Origin of the sequence: Cryptosporangium minutisporangium, from assembly GCF_039536245.1 — a bacterium.
Taxonomy (GTDB): Bacteria; Actinomycetota; Actinomycetes; order Mycobacteriales; family Cryptosporangiaceae; genus Cryptosporangium; species Cryptosporangium minutisporangium.
The window spans coordinates 1-20,524 of the sequence record NZ_BAAAYN010000053.1; the positions used below are offsets into that span (position 1 = coordinate 1).

The 20,524-nt window shown below is 71.6% G+C and carries 11 protein-coding genes; 3 read left to right on the plus strand and 8 right to left on the minus strand.

The genetic code is table 11. The features are described 5' to 3' along the window. A partial coding sequence (locus tag ABEB28_RS35830; protein ID WP_425559040.1) for a cbb3-type cytochrome c oxidase subunit I occupies positions 1–253 on the minus strand: 253 nt, incomplete at its 3' end. 203 nt (positions 254–456) lie between these two features. Beyond that, complete coding sequence (locus ABEB28_RS35835; RefSeq protein ID WP_345732724.1) at positions 457–2,202, minus strand: bis-aminopropyl spermidine synthase family protein; 1,746 nt, start codon at positions 2,200–2,202, stop codon at positions 457–459. 108 nt (positions 2,203–2,310) lie between these two features. Between ABEB28_RS35835 and ABEB28_RS35840 the strand changes: the two genes are divergently transcribed. After that, positions 2,311–4,593, plus strand: a complete 2,283-nt coding sequence (locus ABEB28_RS35840; RefSeq protein WP_345732725.1) for a hybrid sensor histidine kinase/response regulator — start codon at positions 2,311–2,313, stop codon at positions 4,591–4,593. An 81-nt stretch (positions 4,594–4,674) separates the two neighbouring features. Here ABEB28_RS35840 and ABEB28_RS35845 read toward each other — a convergent pair whose 3' ends face one another. Continuing rightward, a complete protein-coding gene (locus tag ABEB28_RS35845) occupies positions 4,675–5,901 on the minus strand; it encodes a PucR-like N-terminal domain-containing protein (protein WP_345732726.1) in 1,227 nt (408 codons plus the stop codon). 626 nt (positions 5,902–6,527) lie between these two features. Between ABEB28_RS35845 and ABEB28_RS35850 the strand changes: the two genes are divergently transcribed. After that, on the plus strand, positions 6,528–7,862 hold the full coding sequence (locus ABEB28_RS35850; protein ID WP_376981869.1) for an MFS transporter: 1,335 nt from the start codon (positions 6,528–6,530) through the stop codon (positions 7,860–7,862). A 20-nt stretch (positions 7,863–7,882) separates the two neighbouring features. Here ABEB28_RS35850 and ABEB28_RS35855 read toward each other — a convergent pair whose 3' ends face one another. After that, on the minus strand, positions 7,883–8,236 hold the full coding sequence (locus ABEB28_RS35855; RefSeq protein WP_345732727.1) for a hypothetical protein: 354 nt from the start codon (positions 8,234–8,236) through the stop codon (positions 7,883–7,885). Between the two features lie 3 nt (positions 8,237–8,239). Here ABEB28_RS35855 and ABEB28_RS35860 point away from each other — a divergent pair, with 3 nt between their 5' ends. Further along, on the plus strand, positions 8,240–8,761 hold the full coding sequence (locus tag ABEB28_RS35860) for a hypothetical protein (protein ID WP_345732728.1): 522 nt from the start codon (positions 8,240–8,242) through the stop codon (positions 8,759–8,761). Between the two features lie 184 nt (positions 8,762–8,945). Here ABEB28_RS35860 and ABEB28_RS35865 read toward each other — a convergent pair whose 3' ends face one another. Genes ABEB28_RS35865 through ABEB28_RS35880 form a run of 4 tightly spaced genes read right to left on the minus strand, consistent with a single transcriptional unit; the run spans position 8,946 to position 20,048 of the window. Continuing rightward, a complete protein-coding gene (locus tag ABEB28_RS35865; RefSeq protein WP_345732729.1) occupies positions 8,946–9,938 on the minus strand; it encodes an alpha/beta hydrolase in 993 nt (330 codons plus the stop codon). Continuing rightward, the gene (locus ABEB28_RS35870) at positions 9,935–11,548 is read right to left on the minus strand and encodes an acyl-CoA carboxylase subunit beta (RefSeq protein WP_345732730.1); all 1,614 of its coding nucleotides are present in this window, start codon (positions 11,546–11,548) and stop codon (positions 9,935–9,937) included. The genes ABEB28_RS35865 and ABEB28_RS35870 overlap by 4 nt, the downstream gene beginning before the upstream one ends. Then, positions 11,545–18,219, minus strand: a complete 6,675-nt coding sequence (locus tag ABEB28_RS35875; protein ID WP_345732731.1) for an SDR family NAD(P)-dependent oxidoreductase — start codon at positions 18,217–18,219, stop codon at positions 11,545–11,547. The genes ABEB28_RS35870 and ABEB28_RS35875 overlap by 4 nt, the downstream gene beginning before the upstream one ends. Continuing rightward, entirely contained in the window at positions 18,216–20,048 is a 1,833-nt protein-coding gene (locus ABEB28_RS35880) for a fatty acyl-AMP ligase (RefSeq protein WP_345732732.1), read from the minus strand. The genes ABEB28_RS35875 and ABEB28_RS35880 overlap by 4 nt, the downstream gene beginning before the upstream one ends. Positions 20,049–20,524: the final 476 nt, after the last annotated feature.

The following is a 20,524-nucleotide window of genomic DNA, read 5'->3' on the forward strand; positions in this document are numbered from 1 at the left end:
TGAACAGCTGGTTGTACTGCTCGTTCGAGAGGAACTGCAGCCCCGGCCGGGCCAGCTCGGCGCGCATCAGCAACGCCATCACGCCGGCCGCGGCGAAGAAGAAGAACGACGTGATCAAGTACATGATGCCGATTTGCTTCGCGTCGGTCGTCCGGATGATCCGGGCCAACGCGCTGCCCTTGACCGGCTCGTGCACCGGCCACGGCCGACTCACGATCGGCTCGGGTTCAATGCGTTCGGCTTCGATGGTCACAGCCGGACCCTCCTGGCAGATCGGCGTCGCATGGGCCTGACGGCCCGCGGCTGGGCAAGCCTCGCGAGCAGAATAGTCCGTCTCCTGCGTCCGGCTCGGCGGGGGTCTACCTCGCGTCGGCGTGTCTGAATCCTCCCCGTTCGATCGCGTCCAGGGCGCACGGAGCGGCGGGTGGGGTCCGCGAGGCCCGCGGGGCGTGCTTCTCAGGGCGCGGCGGAGGCTCGGATCGCGGCGAAGAGGGGCGCCAGACGGTGGCGCGGGATCTCCATCAGCGAGGCGTCGGCCTCCGGCGCGAGCCCGCGCCTGGCGCCCGCGGCGTCGGTCTCCGGCGCGGCCCTGCCCGCGGGGAGTGCGGTGGTCACGCGGGTGGACGCTGCGGGCTTGGACAGGCCCGCGACCGCGACCAGGCCGTCCCGCCAGACGTTCACCAGGCGCCCGTGCGCCCGATCCAGCACGTGCCGCACGAGCCGCTCCCCCGGGTCCGCGGGCTCGTCCACCGTCACGGCCTCGACCAGCGCGGAGGTCGGCCCCGGTGTGCTGCGGCGGAACCGCAGCGCCCACTTCGGCGCGACCAGCTCTGCCAGCGCGCGCTGACTCGCCGCGTCCCCCAGGTCCGGGTGCTGGTTACCGACCGCGACCGCGACCCGGCGGGCGTCCGCCGCCAGCAGGATCCGGAGCAACCAGCTCCCCGGGTCCGCGGTGGCGTCCACCGCCACGGCACCGGCCCGCGCGGGTCCGGGCACGCCGCCGGTCCAGAGCGCGGCGAGCGACCGCTCCCCCGCCAGCTCGCCGGTGCCCGCCAGCTCGCCGGTGCCCGCCAGCGCGGCGGCCAGCTCTCCCGGCACCGGCGCCGACCCGAGGACCGGAAGCCTCTGCGGTCCGGCCGCGGCGTCCACCAGGGCCGACGCCACGTCGGCCGCCACCCCGCCGGACGCCTCCGCCGACTGCTCGCCGTGGGTGTAGATCGTGGGCCGCCCACCCCGGGATGCCTTCCGGCGAGCCTTGTTCGTCGGGCGCAGCAGGTACAGGTCGCTGGCGCTGCCGATCGCCTGCGCTCCGACGTACCGGGAGAACGCCGGCCACTGCGCTTCCACCGCGAGCTCCAGCTCGCCGAACTCCCGCTGGACCGCCAGACCGAGCGCGGGCGTCCGCTCCGAGAACCCGTACGCGAGCAGAATCCGCCCCTTCGGTGTCAGCCCTTCGAGCGCCCGTTCGAGGAACAGCCGCACGCCGTCCGGCGTGTAGGGCGGATCGGTGAACGCGAGTTCGGCCCGCCCCGTGGCCGCGGGCGGCAGCCCGAACCGCAGGTCACCGACGAGACAGCGGATCGCCAGACCCTCCGCCGGCGCCGCCCGGTCGATGTACGCGAGAAGCCGCTCGTCGACGTCGACCACGCTCGCGGTGAGCTCGGGCCGAAGCAGACAGGTGGCGAGCGCGGTCAGGTCGTGGTCCCCGACGCAGAGCAGGTGCCCGCCGGCCAGGTCGAAGTGCGCGTCCAGCCAGAGCGCGCGCCGGACCGCGGTCTCCGGGGTCGCCGCGACGTGGTCGAGGGCCCGGCGCGGCGGCGGCGCGGCGGCGCGCAGCCGGGTCACGGTCGCGAGCAGGTCACCCGCCTCCGCGAGCGCGGGACCGAGCGGATCGGCGAGCGCGGTGGCCCGCAGGTGGTCGGCCCCGAACCGACGCCGGTACTCCGCCACCCGGTCGACCCGGATCCGCGGCAGGTCACCCGGTTCCAGGTCGGGTCCCAGAGCGGCGAGTACCTCTTCCACGGTGCGACGGGGCACCGCGAAGGTCTGCACCAGGTCGGCGAGCGTCCACGAGCGGTCGGTCAGCGCGACGAGGACCTCACGTATCGCCCGCGAGTGAACGCCGTACTCCGCGACGAGCGCTCCCACGGCGTCCGGAGCAGGTAGTTCGGAACGGGACGAGGCAGACGGGCGAGCGCTCACGCCCGAAGGCTCGCACAGCCGCGCGGAGCGCGGCACTCCGGCCGCCAACCCACCTAGAACGTACAATCCTCATTTAACGGTAGTTTTCTGTCACGATATGGGGGCGGCGTGACCGAACAACTGGTCCCGCAGGTGGACTCGGCGAGCGGCGCCCTGCCTCCGGAGCTGCCCGAGGCGATCGTGGCGGTCGACCCGGACGGCCGGATCACGCAGGCCAACTCCGGTGCCGAAGACCTGTTCGGCTACAGCTGGGACGAGCTGTCCCAGCGGCCCCTCGACGACCTCCTCCGGGAGCCGTCGGGAATGAAGGACGTCACGGCGCACACCGGCGTGGAGCTCGCCTGCCGCCGCAAGGACGGCACGGAGTTCCACGCCGAGTTCTCGATGACGCCGATGGACACGCCGGAGGGGCCGCTGGTCTCGGTGGCGATCCGCGACCTGGGCCGGCGCAACCGCGCGGTGGAGCGGATGCGCTGGCTGTCGGCGATCGTCGAGAACGCCCACACGCCGATCGTCAGCGCGTCGACCGACGGGACGATCACCTCCTGGAACACCGCGGCCGAACGGGTCTACGGCTGGACGTCCGCGGAGATGGTCGGCCGGCCGATCACCGCGTTCGTGGAGCCGGTGCACACCGAACAGGTGACCGAGACGCTCGCCAAGGTCCGCGAGGGCGAGACGATGCACATCCCGGACGGGCAGATCGTGCGCGCCGACGGCCGGAGGGTCGCGGTGAGCGTCACCGCCTCCCCGATCGTCGGTCCGCACGGTGACGTCGTGGGGATCGCGTACGCGGCCCGTGATCTCACGGACTCCGAACGGGCGGAGGCCAAGTTCCGCTGGCTGCTCGACGCCACACCGCTCCCGATCATCGGCGTGGACGTCGACGGCCGGATCCAGCTGGCGAACACCGAGGCGGCGCGCGCCTTCGGCTACCTCGCCGACGAGCTGTTCGGGCAGCAGATCGAGGCCGTACTGCCGGACGCCAGGCAAGTTGTGCTCGCCGAGTCCGGCACCGGCGCGCAGCGGGCCGGGGCCGACGGAACCCAGGTCACCGGGCGCCGCAAGGACGGCTCCGAGTTCCCGGCGGAGATCCTGCTGTCTTCGCTGCTCACCGAGGACGGACTGCTGATCGCGGTGACCGTGCGCGACCTCGCCACCCGGATGGAGGGCGAAGCCGAGCGGCTGCGACTGGAGAACGAACTGCAGCGGGCGCAGCGTCTGGACAGCCTGGGTCAGCTGGCCGGCGGCGTCGCCCACGACTTCAACAACGTGCTGGCGATCATCCTGAGCCACGCGTCGATCGCCGAAGAAGACCTGAGCGCTCTCGCGCAGCTGATCCCGCCCGGCGACGACCACGGACGGCTCGCCGGCGCCCGCCGTGCGGTCGAGCAGATGCAGCAGGCCGCTGAACGCGGCTCCCGCCTGACCAAACAGCTGCTCGCGTTCGGCCGTCGCGAGGTGGTGCGTCCGCAGGTCTTCCTGCTCAGCGAGGTGATCACGGACGTCACCCGGCTGCTCTCCGGCACGCTCGGTACCGACGTACGGGTCTCGACGAGCAGCGACCCGGAGCTCTGGCCGGTCACCGCCGACCCGGGCCGGATCGAACAGGTGCTGGTCAACCTGGCCGTGAACGCCCGCGACGCGATGCCCAAGGGCGGCACGCTCCAGATCGACGCGGTCAACGTGGCGCTGGACTCCGCGCAGGCCGCCCGGTACGGGCTGAGCGACGGCCGGTACGTGCAACTGCGGGTCACCGACACCGGCACCGGCATGCCGCCCGAGGTGGCCGAGCGCGCGTTCGAGCCGTTCTACACGACCAAACCCGAGGGCCAGGGCACCGGCCTGGGACTGGCGTCGGTGTACGGGATCGTGTCGCAGGCGGCCGGCACCGTGTACCTGCGGTCGCGTCCGGGCTGGGGCACGTCGGTGACGATCCTGCTGCCCGCCTCCGACGGCGCACCCGTCAATCGCCCGGGGGCACAGAGCCCGGTGCCGCTGTCGGCCGCGGAGAGCCGGCCCGAGCGGTGCGTGCTGGTCGTCGACGACGAGCCCGACCTCCGTAAGTCGATCGAAATCATCCTCGGACGAGGTGGGTACGCGGTGCTGTCGGCCGGTTCCGGCGACGAGGCGGCGCAGCTCGCCAGCGCGTACGAGGGCACGATCGATCTGCTGCTCACCGACGTGACGATGCCGGGGCTGTCCGGGCAGGAGGTCGCCAACCGGCTGCGGCTCGACCGGCCGTCGATGCGGGTGCTCTACATGTCCGGTTTCGCGCAGCCGCTGTTGACGTCCAAGGGGACGATCGGGCCGGACGTGACGCTGGTCGAGAAGCCGTTCACCCGGCGCAGCCTGCTGGCGAAGGTAGCCGAGGTGCTGGCCACGGCCTGATCCCGCGTTCCGCGCACGCGGAACCGGCCTCTACGCAGCTCGTAGAGGCCGGTTCCGCGTCAGCGGGCGTCGGTGGCCGCGTCAGTCGCCGTCGGTGGCCGCGGGGCCGCGGAGCACCGCGAGGGCACGCAGCGCCGACTCCAGCTCGAATCGCGAGTCCGGGTCGTGCAGCTGCTCCCCGAACAGCGCTTCGAGCTGCCGCAGGCGGTACCGCACCGTCTGGGGGTGCACCTGGAGCCGGGACGCCACCTCGGGCGCGCCGCCGCGCGTCTCCAGCCAGGCGAGCAGCGTCTCGCTCAGGCGGGCCTGCTGCTTCACGGTGAGCTGCCGGAGCGGCGCCAGCCGCCGCTCCGCGAACAGCTCGACGAGCGGCTCGTCGGCGAGCAGCATCAAGGTCGACAGGTGGTCGGCGCTCCGCACGACGTGCTGGCCGCTCAGCGTCCCCCGGCGCAGCAGCGCGAGCGCACGCCGCGCCCAGCGCAGCGAGCGACGCGCATCCGGCACGGGCACCGGCAAGCCGAGCGCCGCACGCGAGCCGTGCAGGACGGTGCGCAGCGCTGCTTCGGTGCGGTCCAGCTGCGCTTCCGGGACGAGTAGGCAGGGCTCGGCGCCCTCCAGGTCTACGAGCACGGCCGGCCCCAGGTCGGGCAGGGTCAGTTCGCGGTCGTCCCCGCGCGGCTCCAGCGCGACGGCCACCAGCCGCTCGGGCACCGTCCACCGCGCCGACTTCGCCAGGTCGGCGATCGCGAGCGCGGAGGGCGGCGGATCCGACAGCAGCATCTGCATCAGCTGACGCCGCCGGCGTTCCCGCGCTCCGGCGGCGTGCGCCTGCGCTTCGGCGTACCCCTCGACCGAGAGCGAGGCGAGCTGGTCCACGTACGCGATCACGGCTTCGCCCAGCTGGAAGAGCAGCGGAGCGGGCAGCTCCAGCCGGAGACCGGCGTCGGCCAGCCGTCGCCAGGCGACCCGCGCACCCAGCCGGTAGGCGGCCTGGAGCGCGTCCAGGCTGCGGCCCTGTTGGAACTCGCCGTACCCGAGCTTGCGGTGGACGGCGTCCCAGTCGTCGACGGTGAGGCTCGGGTCACCGACCTTGTCGGCGAACTGGGTCAGTGCCCGCTCGACGCCGACGCGGATCACGTACTCGTAGGGCTCGCCCATCGACTGACCGAACTCGGGAATGCGCTCGCGAACCGCGTCGACGATCTCCTCGGCCAACGTGCCGAGTTCGGGCTTGATGACTTCTGCCAACTCGGGCGGCAGACCGGCCCAGGGTTCGAACGCCCCCGGGCGCAGGGCTAACTGCGACATCTGGCCACCTCCAGCCGACCCGGCCCGTGGCGGCCGAGTGACGCACGGCGATACCTACATCGTGAGCACGCGGAAGCTGCACATCACTCCGGACACAGACACCGGCGCGGTGGATGGCCGCGGAACGATGTCTTCGGTCGGAGAGGAGGCGGCTGCGCGCGTGGCTCGCGCAACGGCCTGTGACGACCCCGAAGCCACAGACAGTAATGCGAAACTGACCGGGAGACTATTAACGATACGTTGCAACTGTCAACACACAAGTTACGGCACGGCGACCAGAAATGTTGGCAGTACCACGAATTTTTTTACCCATCGGGTTTTTCACAGAAATACCCACGGTGATCTCTGGCTGATCCTTCGGTATCGATTCCGCCCCCCATTCGGAAGTCATTTCGGGCCTCTCGACGCCGCCCTCGGGAACGTGGTCCATTTCCCACGAATCACCCACTTCGTCGTAGTCGCTCTGCGATGATGACGTGACCATCGGGGCGGAAAGGGGCGGGCGTGACCACGCCGCTGCGCCGGAACCGCCCGGTGGCGTCGCTAGGAGGACGCCGGTGACTTCTCGTGTGGTGCTGGTGCCAATTGCGCTCGCAGCATTTGTCACTTCACTCGATAACACGGTCGTGAATGTCGCGCTGCCGTCGATGCAACGCGACTTCGCGCTGCCGGTGAGCGGACTTCAATGGATCGCGACGAGTTATATCCTCGCGTTCTCCGGACTGCTGCTGGCCGGCGGTCGCTTGACCGATCTCTACGGTCGGCGGCGAGTGTTCCTGGCCGGGCTGGCGCTGTTCGTCGGCGCCTCGGTTTTAGCCGGGTTCGCCACGTCCGGTGACTTCCTGATCGGCGCCCGGGTGCTGCAGGGCGTCGGGGCCGCGCTGGTGCTGCCGTCCACGCTCGCAGTGCTCGCCGCCGACGTGCCGCCGGCCTCCCGCCACCTGGGTGCGGGCATCTTCACCGCATCGATCGCGCTGTCGCTGGCGTTGGGCCCGGTCGTCGGTGGCGCGCTGGCCGAGCACTGGCACTGGAGCTGGATCTTCTTCCTCAACGTCCCCGTCGGGATCCTGACGATGGTGCTCGGGGCACGGACCATCGGGCGCTCGCGCGCGGACGGTCAAGGGATCGACGTCGCCGGGCTGGTCACCTCCACGGTGGCGATGACCGCGCTCACGTACGCCTTGATCGAGGGCAACGCGAAGGGCTTCGGATCACCGGACATCCTGGTCGCCGCGGTGCTCGCGGTCGTCGGCGGTGCGGCGTTCGTCGTCGTCGAGCGGGTGGCGCAGGCGCCGATGATCGACGTGACGCTGTTCGCGAACCGGGTCTTCAGCGGCGGCACGGCCGCTCAGGTGCTGTGGGGCCTCGGGATCAACGGCGTCTTCTTCTTCACGTCGCTGTTCCTGCAGGACGTCCTGGAGCTCAGCCCGACCGTCGCCGGAGCGATGTTCGTTCCGCTGGCGATCGGGCTGGTGGTGTTCGTGCCGGTCTCGGCGCTGCTCGCGAACCGGGTCGGCGTCCACTGGACGGTCGCGAGCGGGATGGGGCTGATCGCGGTCGGCTTGGTGTGGGTCTCGTTCGTCGGCCGGGGCGACGCCGCCTCGATGCTGCTGCCCGGCCTGGTGCTGATCGGCGTCGGCTCCGCCCTGACCACCCCGCTGACCTCAGCGGTGCTCGAGGTGGTGCCGGAGGCGAAGGCCGGCGTGGCGGCGGCGGTGGTCAGCGTGTCCCGGGAGGTCTCCGGGGTGCTCGGCATCGCGCTGGTCGGCGCGGTCGTCGCGACCCGCGAGGCGGCCGCGGCGGACGAGGGCGCGGCGCCGGTCGACGCGTTCGCGAGCGGTTACGCGCTCGGACTCTGGGGTGCCGCAGCGCTCACCGTGCTGGGTGGCGCGATCGCATTGGCGACGCTCCGCCCGGTGCCGGTCGCTCCAGAAGCTCGTGTGCATTCCCTCCAGCCCTAGCCCCCGCGATCGCACACGCACTACCGGGCCACCCTTACCAGGCAGTCCGGCCCGCAGGGAGTCGGCTGCCCACGCCAGCCGCGCGCCCGAAGCACCGCGGCCACCTCGGCGGCTACCTCGCAGGGACGGGTATGGACGTCCTCCCAGCCGTACCGCAGCGTCATGTCACCACGCACCGCGGAGACGTTGTCGCGTCGCATGTCCCGCCAGGCGGCTTCCGCCGGCCGATGGACAGCGCGTCCGTCCAGTTCGACGGTCGTGTCGTAGTCGTCGTAGTGGACGTCGTCCCGCGTCTTGCCGATCCCTCTTTGCCGCGTTCCCGGCGGAATGCCGTGGGCCTGCTCGACATCGACCGGATACTCCCGCTCGAGCACCGAGTGAGCACCCCCGCTGACATCGGCGGCAGCTGCGAGGATCTCGTTTCGGCGGTGGAGACCGGGCCGGGTACGTGCCAGCTCGGCAACGCGGTGGAGCGCGGCCGGGGACCGCTGCACCAGCTGGCCAGAACGGCAGTGACGTCCGAGACGCGGTGCGCCCGATGGCAGAGTGCCAGGGCTGTCTCCGCCAACTCGGTGCGCGGCGGCGAGCCGACCGACCGGAGATCGATTCGCGTCCGGTGCACGATCAACCCCCGACGCGACCGCACCCCGCGGGTGAACGGGACGGTCATGTGGAGCGCAGTGGTGCGCGCATCCGGGACCAGACCCCACAGCGCACCCGCTGTGTCATGGCTGAGCAGCGAGTTGGCGCCCGCGTACAGCAAGCCCGCCCAGCAGATCGTCGGGATGGGCAGCGGGCCGGTGAAGGTGACCACGACACCGGGCAGCGGGCGTTGCCATCGTCCTCCAGCGATCTGCGCGCTGATCGCGGCGTCGGTGAAACCCTGCGCCAGCAGCTGAGCGCGGGAGACCGCCCTCTCCTGGCGGCGAAGCAGGCCGCGCCACGCCGCAGGCGCCAACGGGTCCATCGCGCCACGGTGGCCCGGTCGCAGGCGCGCCGGTAAGAGGGAAGCGGCGCGCTGTGGACGACGGCTGGGCGTGTGTGCATTCGCATGACCTGGGGGTCACGCGAATGCACACGCGCTCAGACGCCGAGCCCCGCCGCGAGTACGGGCCAGGACGCCTTGAGCTTCTGCTCCCAGTACGGCCACGCGTGCACGCCGGTGTTGCCGAGATCCGTCGTCACCGGGATCCCCGCACTCCGCAACTTGGACGCCAACGCGTTGTTCGCCGGCGCCGCGACAGCCTCCAGCAACGTCGCGTCGAGCGGAGCGTCACCGGTTTCGGATCGGCCGTTGCCGCACGACAGGAAGAGCCGCATCCCCCGCAGCTTGGCCACGTTCGACGCCGGGTTACGCGCCGCCCAGCCGAAAACGTTCAACACCGGGCTGCCCCACATCTGCGCGGGCAACTCCCCCGCCCGCAGCACCATCGCCTGCACCAGCGCGGGCGCACCCGGGAAGAGCGTGTCCACCAATCCGCTGTACGACGCCGCCGCCTGGAACCGCCCGGGGTACTGGAAGGAGTACGTCAACGCGCCGTACCCGCCCAGCGACAGCCCGGCGATCGCACGGTTCGGTCCGGCGCGGTAGCCACGCTCCAGCAGTTGGAACAGCTCCACCATGTGGAACGTCGCCCACTTGCGCGGCTTCGACGAACCGCCGAACAGCCAATCGGTGTAGAAGCCGGCCAGGCCGTCGCTGGGCATCACGACCAGCACGTTCTTGTCCGCGGTGAACGCCTCGACGTCGGTGTAGTGCGTCCACGACCGGTAGTCCTGCGGCTCGCCGGCACCGTGCAGCAGCCAGAGCGTCGGCCAGGTGGCGGCCGGTTGGGTCGCCCAGTCCCGCGGCAGCAGCAGCCGGGTGGAGACGTTCCCGCCCAGCGCAGGCGAGTGGATCGTCAAGTCCACGGTCCGGCTGTCCACGAGGGTCTCCGACACGACGTACGCGCCGTCGTCGGCGCGCGCCCCCGAGCCGATGATCAACCCGGGCCCGGCGGCGCGGACCGGCGCCGCAACTCCGACCAACGCGAGCCCCAGGACGATGGCGAGGAAGGCCCTCCCGACGCTCCTCACAGTGGAATGTTCGTGTGCTTGCGGGCGGGCATCGTCTTGCGTTTCGTGCGCAGCATCCGCAGTGCCTTCGCCACCTCGATGCGGGTCTCCGACGGTGCGATCACCGCGTCGATGTAGCCGCGCTCGGCGGCCTCGTACGGTGTGCACTTCTCGGCACGGTAGGCATCCACCAGCGTGCTGTGGACGGACTCGTAGTCACCCGCCGCCACGGCTTCCTGCAATTGCCGCCGGAACAGCACGCTGACCGCCGCCTCGCCGCCCATCACCGCGATCTCGGCGGTCGGCCACGCCAGGTTCGTATCGACCCGGTAGTGCTTGCATCCCATCGACGCGTACCCGCCGCCGTACGCCTTCCGGACGATGACGGTGACCATCGGCACGGTCGCCGTCGCGTAGGCGAACGACAGCTTCACGCCGCGCCGGATGATCCCGCCCCGCTCCTGATCGAGCCCCGGCAGATACCCCGGAACGTCCACCAGGGTCAGGATCGGGATGTTGAACGCGTCGCAGAACTGGATGAACCGCGCGCCCTTCTCCGACGCGTCGATGTCCAGCGCCCCGGACAGGTGCAGGGGCTGGTTGGCCAGCAGGCCCACGGTGCGCCCCTCGATCCGGGCCAGCCCGACCAGCAGGTTCGGGGCGAAGGCGGCCTGCATCTCCAGGAACTCGCCGTCGTCCACCAGGTGGCGGATCACGGTCGTCATGTCGTAGAGCCGATTCGGCTCGTCCGGGATCACCGCGTTGAGGCCGAGGTCCTCGGCGTTCATCTCCAGCTCGGTGTCGTACGCCCAGTCGGCCGCTCCGAAATCCGGCGGCTCGTCCAGGTTGTTCGACGGCAAGTACGACAGCAGCGTCTGCACCCAGTCGAACGCGTCCTTCTCGTCGGCGGCGACGTAGTGCACGTTCCCGGCCGCCGCGTTGACCGCCGGACCACCGAGCTCCTCGAACGTCACCTGCTCGCCGGTCACCGCGCGGACGACGTCCGGTCCGGTGACGAACTGGTGCGACGTCTTCTCCACCATGACGACGACGTCGGTGGCCGCCGGCCCGTAGACCGCACCCCCGGCGCAGGGGCCGAGGATCAGCGAGACCTGCGGCACCACCCCGGAGGCCAGCCCGATGTGGTAGCCGACCTCGGCGTAGGAGGCCAGCGACGCCACGCCCTCCTGGATCCGGGCGCCGCCGGAGTCGTTGATGCCGATGATCGGGCAGCCGACGTCGATCGCCCGCTGCATCACCTTCACGATCTTCTGGCCGACGCGCTCGCCGACGCTGCCGCCGAAGATCGTGAAGTCCTGCGCGTAGACGCAGACCGGGCGGCCGCCGACGAGTCCGTAACCGGTGACGACGCCGTCGCCGTAGGACTCCCGGACGTCGGCGCCGTAGTTGCCTGCGCCGTGCCGGGCCAGCTCGTCCACCTCGACGAACGAACCCGGGTCGAGGAACGCCTCGATCCGCTCGCGGGCGGTGAGCTTGCCCTTGGCGTGCTGCTTCTCCACCGAGGCGATCGCGCCCTGCCGGGCGACCTCTCGGCGGCGGGCCAGCTCCGCGATTTTCGCCGCGGTGCCGGTAGCAGTAGTAGTAGTACGCGGCAGATCTGTCGTGGTCATCGGTCACTCTCCTCGGCGAGGACACCGTCGAGATGGCTCGCCAGCACGTCGAGGTTGGGACGGTCGATCAGCGACAGGTGGTCGCCCGGCAGCGGGACGACCTCCAGGTTCGAGCACCATTCGTCGAAGCCGAGGGCCTCGTCGGTGCGGAGGTACCGGGGGTCCTGGGCTGCGATGACGTCGGCCGGCTCGGTGGCCCGATAGAGGATCACGCGCCCGTCGTAGGGCTGGATCCGGTACCGCTCGGCGACCCGCATGTCCAGGTAGGAGTCCCGCTGGTGTTGGAGGATGCCCTTGCTCATACCGAGCCCGGCGTCCGCCATCAGCTTCATCAGCAAGTCGGTCTGGGCGATGTCGTCGAGCTCGAACAGCTCGTCGTAGGGGATGTCGACCTCGATGTCGTAGATGTCGCGCAGGTAGTTCAGGAACACCATCAGTCGGTCGGTGATCAGCTCCTGCTCCGACTTCCCCGGCTCCGGCGGCAGCGGCACGATCGTGTCGATCAGCGCCACGAACGCGACCTCCTCGTCGGCCGCCCGGAGCTGCTGGGCCATCTCGTAGGCCACGCAACCGCCGAGCGACCAGCCGCCGAGCTGGTAGGGCCCGTGCGGCTGCACCTCACGGACCAGCTCGATGTACCGGGCGGCCTTGGCTTCGATCGTGGTCAGCTCGTCGATCCGCTCCAGCCCGTACGCGGGCTGGTCCGGGTGCAGCAGACTGACCAGTTCCTGGTAGACGCTGCTCGGCCCGCCTGCCGGGTGCCCGAGGAAGATCGGCCGCCGGCTGCCCTCGGCCCGCAGTACCCGCAGCGGCGACGCGGAGTTCTCGTAGTACGGGCGCACCAGATCGGCCATCGCGGCGATCGTCGGGGTCGCGAAGAGCGTGTCGGCGTCGTGCGGCAGGTCCGGCGCCCGGGTGAGCACCAACTCGCGGAGACGTTCGGCCGCGGCCCGATCGCCGGGGAACACCTCGTCCATGCTGATGTCCTCGCGACCCACCACCTCCTGGACGAACCCTCGGACCATCCGCTCGGTGTGGTCGCGCCCCGCGAGAACCTTCCGCTTCGGTTCGCGGGCGGCCCGTTCCGGCAACCCGATCTCGGTCCCGATGTGGCGGACGAAGTCGTCCAGGCTCGCGCCCTGCAGCAGCAGACGAACCGGCAGTTGGACGCTGAAGTCCGCCTCCACCGCGTTCTTGGCCCGCACCGCCATCAGCGAGTCCAGCCCCAGCTCGGTCAGCGGGGTGTCCGGGTCCAGGTCGTCCGGGCGGTATCCCATGATGCCGCCGACCCGGGTGAGCAGCCGGTCGATCAGCGCGGACCACGCGTCGTCCGGCGGCAGGGCCTTGATCGCGTCGACGCCTGCCCAGTCCGCGACCGCGGGCTCGTCCACCACCGACAGCTCCGCCATCGCGTGCGCGAAGAACGGGATCTGCCCGACGCGCGGGAAGAGCGCTAGCACCTGGGCGGCGTTGAGCCGGGTCACGCCGGTGACCGCCCGCCCGGAGCCGAGCACCGCGGCGAGTGCCTCCATGCCCTCGGCCGGCGTAATCGGCTCGAGCAGCGCGTTGGTGGTGTCCTTCGCGCCGCCGACCTGGGCCCACGCACCCCACTGGATGCTGGTCGCCGGTAGCCCCTGCGCCCGGCGCCACTCGACGAACGCGTCCAGCCAGGCGTTCGCGGTGGCGTAACTGGCCTGTCCCGGCGAGCCGAGCAGCCCGGCGGCCGACGAGTAGACGAGGAACCAGTCGAGGTCGGCGCTGGTGGTGACTTCGTGCAGCCGCCAGGCGCCGGTGACCTTGGGCGTCCACACCGTGCGCAGCGTCTGCGCGTCGAGCGTCAGGACGGCCTGGTCGGCCAGCGTTCCGGCCGCGTGCACGACGCCGTACAACGGGAGGTCACCGGAGGTCGCGGCGGCCACCAGCTCCTCGGCGACGCCCGGCTCGGCGACGTCACCGGCGACGACCTCGACCTCCGTGCCACCGAGGCGTAGGCGCTCCAGCGTCGCGGCCACGTCCGGGGGCGCCGTGCCCCGACGGCTGTTCAGCACGATCCGCCGGGCACCGCGCTCGGCCAGCCACTCGGTGAGCAGCAGGCCCAGACCGCCGAGACCACCGGAGATCACGTACCCGCCCGGCCGTACCAGGGGTCGGTCGGTGGGTTCCGGAAGCTCCACCCGGGTCAGGCGAGCCACCCAGCGGCAGTCACCGCGCCGGGCGATCTCGGTGTCGGGGGCGCGCACGAGCAGCTCGGTCACCAGTGCTTCGGCGGAGTCCGCGTCGACCAGCGTCGCGGTCAGCTCCGGGTGCTCGACGCCGAGCACGCGGATCAGCGCCCGGACCGCCGCCGACCCGGGCTCGGGCACCTCGCCGTCGGCGACCGCGGCGGCGCCGGTGGTGGCCGTCCACAAGCGCGGGGCGGACGTCACATCGCTGAGCATCTGCGCGGCCCGCGCCACCATTAGCACGTGCTGCTCGACGTCGGTGCGGGCCGGCTCGTCCCCGGGAGTGGGCGCCGCGACCACGAGGACGTCGGTGACCTCCGGATCCAGGTCGGTACCGCGAACCACCTGCTGCCCGGCGTCGGCCAGGAGCACGGAAACCCGATCGGCGCGGTCGCCGGTGCCGAGCACCAGCCACCGCCCGGCCTTCTCCTTCGAGGACTCCGGATCGGAGGCCGCCAGCTCGGCGGGTTCCCAGGCGGCCTCGAACAGCTTCTCGGCCAGCGGCACCGGAACCGACCCGCGGTCGGCACGCCGCAGGTAGACGTCCCGGATCTCGGCGACTAGCGTGCCGTCGCCGTCGCGCACCAGCACCGTGCCGAGCGCGCCGGTCTCGCCCTGCGGAACCAACGTGACCTCGGCGCGGACCTCGGTGGGGAGCGGCCCGGTGAGCCGCAGCGCGCCGAGGCCGGCCGGGAGGTAAATCGTGTCGTCGGGTACGTCGTAGGCGAGTGCGGCGACGGCGAGCGTCTGCAGCAGCGCGTCGAGCTGAGCCGGGTGCGCGTGGTACCCGGCGGCGTTACCCGCCGCCTCCGGCAATACCACCCGCGCGGCGGCGCGTGCCCCGGCGGCCGGTGCGGCGCTGTCGGCGGGCGACGCACCGACGAGTGCCGCGTCCACCACGCCGCGGAACGCCGGGCCGTACGACTGCCCGGCGAGCGGGAAGCGCGTGTAGAGGTCGACGGCCTCGCCGTCCGCTCGCACCGATCCGGGATCCGCAAGCGGCGAGTCGGTCGTGGCGACGCTCGCCGTGGCGTAGCGGATCCACTCGTTCGCGGCCGAGCGACCCCAGACTTCGATCGTGCCGACGCCCGGGCCGGACACCGTGAGTGCGGTGGTGACCTCGGTGGACGGACCGAGCGGGAGAATCTGTTGCAGCTCCAGGTCGGTCAGCGATACCCGGGCCGCGGGCACACCGAACGCGGTGGCCGCGGCCGCCAGCGCCAGCTCCGCGAACGCCGCTCCGGGCAGCACGACGACGCCGTGCACCCGGTGGTCGGCGAGCCAGCCGACCGCTTCGGTGCCGACCTCGCCACGGAACAGGTGCTTCGCCGGCTGTCCCGGCTGCTCGACGTGCACTCCGAGCAGTGGGTGGACGCCGGCCGGCACCGCCCGACGCGGACGCGACGGCACCCAGTGCCGCCGGTGGCGCCACCGAGTGGTCGGCAGGTCCACCAGCCGCGCCGGCGGAATCCGCAGGTCGATCGGGACGCCGTGGGCGTGCAGCGTGGCGACGTTCGTCGCGAACGTGACGACGTCGTCGGTGTCGCGGCGCAGCGTCCAGGCCAGCACCGGGTCGCCGACGCCTGCAGTCTCGAGCGTCTGCCCGGTCGGCACGGTCGCGATCGGATGCGGCGAGATCTCGACGAACACGGTGTGGCCGTCGGCGGCGGCCGCGGCGACCGCCTGGGTGAACCGCACCGATCGGCGCACGTTCGCCGCCCAGTACTCCGGGTCGAACGCCGGCACGGCGCGGGGATCCGGCAGCACCGTGCCGTAGACCGGCACCTCGGGCGCCCGCGACGACAGTCCGGCAAGGCCAGCCCGGAACTCGTCGAGGATGCCGTCGATGATCGGCGAGTGCGCGGCGCCCTTGACGTCGATCACCCGCGCCGTGCGTCCGAGCGACTCCACGTGTGCGACGAGTTCGGCCAGCTGGGCACTGTCACCAGCCACCGTGCACTGGGTCGGCGACGCGTAGACCGCGACGCCCAGGCCCGGAAAGCGCGACGCCAGCGCGTCGACTTCAGCGGCGGTGAGCTCGACGACCGCCGTGCCGCCGAGGTCGCCGCCGTCGGACAGGATCCGCAGGGCACCCTCGACCATCAGGCGCGACCGCAGCGTGATCACCCGGACGCCGTCTTCGGCCGAGAGCGCACCCGCGACGACCGCGGCGGTGATCTCACCCATCGAGTGCCCGATCACGGCGGCCGGCTCGACGCCGTGCGCACGCCAGACCGCAGTCAGCGCGAGCTGGATCCCGAACGTCGCGATCTGGATGACCGCGAGGTCACGCGGCTTCTCCCCGTTCTCGACCAGCGCGGTGAGCGAAAAGCCGGCGTGGGTGCGGAACGCCGGATCGAGCGCGCGGACCGCGTCGGCGAACACCGGCTCCTCGCGGTACAGCCGCTGGCCCATACCGGCCCAGTGCGAGCCGTACCCGGAGAACACCCAGACCGGGCCCTTCGCCCGGGTCACCGGGCGGGCCGGCCCGGTGACGACGCCGGGCCACTCCTCGCCGGCCGCCAGGTGGCGCAGCGCCTCGACCATCGCATCCGCACTCGGCTCCGCCGTGTCGTTACCGGGTGCGCCGGCCCGCACGACGACCGCGGCGCGGGTCCGCGCCTGGCTCCGGTGGTGCGCCAACGTGGCCGCCACCTCGGCGGGCCGCGCCTGTCGTCCGGCGGGCGATTCGAGCCAGTCGGCGAGGTGCGCGGCCGACGCACGCAACCGGTCGGGGTTGGGGGCGGAGAGCGGCAGAACGGTGAGCGGCGCCGTGTCCGCAGCACCCCGGCGCTTCGTCCGCGGTGGCGGCGCGGCCGGGTACTCCTCGAGCACGATGTGCGCGTTCGTGCCACCGAAGCCGAACGCGGATACGCCTGCCCTGGCGACTCCGGCGTACCGTGGCCACGGTCTGCTGCCTGCGGCCACCGCGAGACGAAAGTCCTCGAACGGGATGTGCGGGTTGGGTGCGGTGTAGTGCAGGCTGGCGGGGATCCGGTTGTGGGCCATCGCCAGCACGACCTTGGCCAGTCCGGCCACTCCGGCGGCCGCTTCCAGGTGGCCGAGGTTCGTCTTCACCGAGCCGATCAGCAGCGGCCGGTCCGGTTCACGGCCCGCCCCGAGCGTCGCGCCCAGCGCCTGGGCCTCGATCGGGTCGCCGAGCAGCGTCCCGGTGCCGTGGGCCTCGACGTAGTCGATCTCGGTCGGGGAGATACCGGTGGTCGCGTAGACGCGCCGCAGCAGCTCGGTCTGGGCGACCGGGTTCGGGGCGGTGAGGCCGTTCGACCGTCCGTCGGAGTTGACGCCGGAGCCGCGGATCACGGCCAGCACCCGATCGCCGTCGCGCCGGGCGGAGCTGAGTCGCTTGAGGACGACGACCCCGCAGCCCTCGCCGCGGGCGATGCCGTCGGCGTCGGCGTCGAACGTCTTGCACCTACCGTCCGGGGCCAGTGCCCCGGCCTCGTCGAACGTCACCGTCACCGACGGGGACAGCAGCAGGTTGACGCCACCGGCGAGCGCGACGTCGCTCTCCCCCGACCGCAGGCTCTGACACGCCTGGTGCACCGCGACCAGCGACGACGAGCACGCGGTGTCCAGCGTGACGCTCGGGCCGCGCAGGTCGAGCAGGTACGACAGCCGGTTGCTGATGATCGAGAGCGCGGACCCGGTGGCGGTCCACGCGTCGATCGTGTCCAGGCTCGCGCCGGTGAGGTGGCCGTACTCGGTGCCGGACGCGCCGACGAAAACGCCGGTGGCCGTGCCCCGCAGGGTCTCGGGTGCGACGCCGGCGTGCTCCAGCGCCTCCCACGCGACCTCCAGCAGCAGCCGCTGCTGAGGGTCCATCAGCTCGGCCTCGCGCGGCGTGATCCCGAAGAACTCCGCGTCGAAACCGGTGACGTCGGCGAGGAAACCACCCCACCGAGTGGTCTTGGCGAGCACGGCTTCGTCGGCGGCCGAGCCGTCGCTGAACTGGTCCCAGCGGTCCTCCGGCACCTCCCGGACACCGCTGCGCCCCTCGGCGAGCAGCTCCCAGAACTCGGCAGGTGTCCGCACGTCCCCCGGGAAACGACAGCCGATTCCCACGATCGCGATCGGGTCGCCGGGATCGGGCCGGCCGGTCACCGGCTCGCCGGCGGCTCCACGGACCGGCGAGCCGGCAGCTGTGGCGACCGACGGGCTCGCGCTGTTACTGACGGACGCTCCGGACGCCAAGCCGCCCGCCAGCAGCGCGATCGTCGGAAACTCCCAGACCAGGGTCGGTGAGAGCGGCCGGGAGAGGATCCGCTCCAGCTCACCGATGATCGCGACGGAGTCGCGGGACGAGAGGCCGAGTTCGCCGAGCGGATGGTGCCGGTCGATGTCGGCGGGATCAGCGCCGGTCGCGGCCGCGATCCTGGCGACGAGCCACTCGGCGAGTTCCCCCTCGTTCAGAGGAGCACCGGCGTTCATCGAGCGACCGCCAGGGTGCCGTCCAGGTAACGGTCGCGGGTCGCGGACCGCGCGATCTTCCCGCTGGACGTCCGGGGGACGTCGTTCGGGTCGACCAGCACGACGTCGTGCAGCGGGACGCCGTGCCGGGCGGACACCGCACGCCGGATCGCGGTCCGGGCATCGGTCAGCGCCGTCTCGTCCGGGGTCGCATGCCGGGACACCTCCGCGACCACCACCATCGCCTCGCCGTCGGATGCGGAGACCGAGAACGCGGCCACCCGATGCCTGCCGACGACCGGGTGCGCCTCCTCGACCGTGACCTCGACGTCCTGCGGGTAGTGGTTCCGGCCGTCGAGAATGATCAGGTCCTTGATGCGGCCGGTGACGTAGAGGTCACCCTCGACCAGGACACCGAGGTCACCGGTGCGTAGCCACTCGCCGCCCTCTTCGGCCAGGACCGCACCGAACGTCTCGGCGGTGTCCTCCGGCCGCTTCCAGNTGCGTAGCCACTCGCCGCCCTCTTCGGCCAGGACCGCACCGAACGTCTCGGCGGTGTCCTCCGGCCGCTTCCAGTACCCGGCGGACACGTTCGGTCCGGACACCCAGATCTCGCCGATCCGGCCCTCGGGGCAGCGCTGCCGGGTGTCCGGGTCGACGATCGCGAGCCTGGCGCCTTCCGGGTTGTCGGGGCCGCCGCACGCCACCATGCGCTGCGCCCGGCTGGTCACCGCGGTGGTCGCGACGCCGTGCGACAACTGCTCGAAGTCGAACGTCTGCTCCCGGTAGGGCTCGTCGTACGCCCAGCACGCCACCAGCACGGTCGCCTCGGCCAGGCCGTAGGCGCCGGAGAGCACGTCACGACGTAAGCCGTGCGGCTCGAACGTCTCGGCGAACCGATCCAGCGTCTCGGCCAGCACCGGCTCGGCGGCGTTGATGATCAGGTCGGCGTTCTCCAGCCGGAGCCCGGCCCGCTCCTCCGCCGGGATCCGCTTCGCGCAGTAGTCGAACGCGAAGTTCGGCGCTGCGGTGATGCCGCCCGGGTAGCGGGAGAGCATCTCCAGCCAGCGCACCGGTCGCATCAGGAACGCCACCGGATCGGTGAACACCGCGGGGATCCCGTACACGACACCGCCGCACGCGGTCAGCACCAGGCCCATGTCGTGGAAGAGCGGCAACCAGCTGACCAGCGTGGACCGGCCGTACTCGGCGCCGTAGAGCACCGCGCCCTGGTGCGTGTTCGCCACGACGTTGCGGTGGCTGATCATCACGCCGGACGGCGTCCGGGTCGAGCCGGAGGTGTACTGCAGGTACGCCACCTCGTCCGGGTCGAGGTCGACCGGTGTGAATTCGGCATCCGCGTCGAGTCGGTCCGCGTCCAGCAGGACGACGCTGGACGCGAGGCCCTGCGCGTCGAGGAACTCCCGGACCGCCGGCTCGGCAGCGGCCGTGGTGGCGACGCCCGCGGGCTCCGCGTCGGCGACCACCGCGGCCAGCCGGTCACCGTGGCCGGGCAGATCCGGGGTGAAGAGCGGAACCGCGATCACGCCGGCGCGCAGCGCACCGAGGAAGCCGACGACGTACTCCAGCCCCTGTGGCACCAGCAGCGCAACCCGCTCGCCCCGCCGGACGGTCCCTTGCAACGCAGCGGCGACCGCGGTGACGCGCCGGTCGAGCTGCGCCCAGGTGAGCGTCCGGGCTACGCCGTCCGGGTTGGACAGGTAGTCGAGGAACGTGAGCGCGGGCTCGTCAGGAGTACGACCGGCCCAGTGGGCCAGGTGCGTGGGCAGCGGTGACATCCGGTCAGGGACCGGGGCCGCGGCGCTCGCGGCTCCAGCGGTGCGGGACATCGGGGCTCCCTTAGACGTGTGGCGCGGTACGGGGAAGACCGAAGAACACCCACAACCGATCGTTATTCTTTTCGCAGTTCGCGCAGATCATCGGACCGGTGGAGTGCGGTCACAGTATTTACGCCATCGAACACTGTCAAGGGCGAACGGTTCCTTGTCGACAATGCGGAAATGCGTACCGGTAGGATTGCGGGCGAAGCTATAGACATTCTGAGTGCAATTCACCGAGAAATTGTCATCGGCGACACAATCACTCACTGTTATGCTGGTCAGCCGGAGAGGGCCAGGTCATCGCGGGGTTCCCGACGCAGCGGCGGACCAGCGGAATCGCGGATGCACCCTTGATGAATCGTCGTTAACTTAGTTCTTCCGACTGCTGAATACGCCACCGACAATGGCGTTACCCACGGTTATGGGGCGCCCCGATAACCCTTATTTCTACCTTATCCGGGGAGCGCGAAACGGTTAGCGTGTTC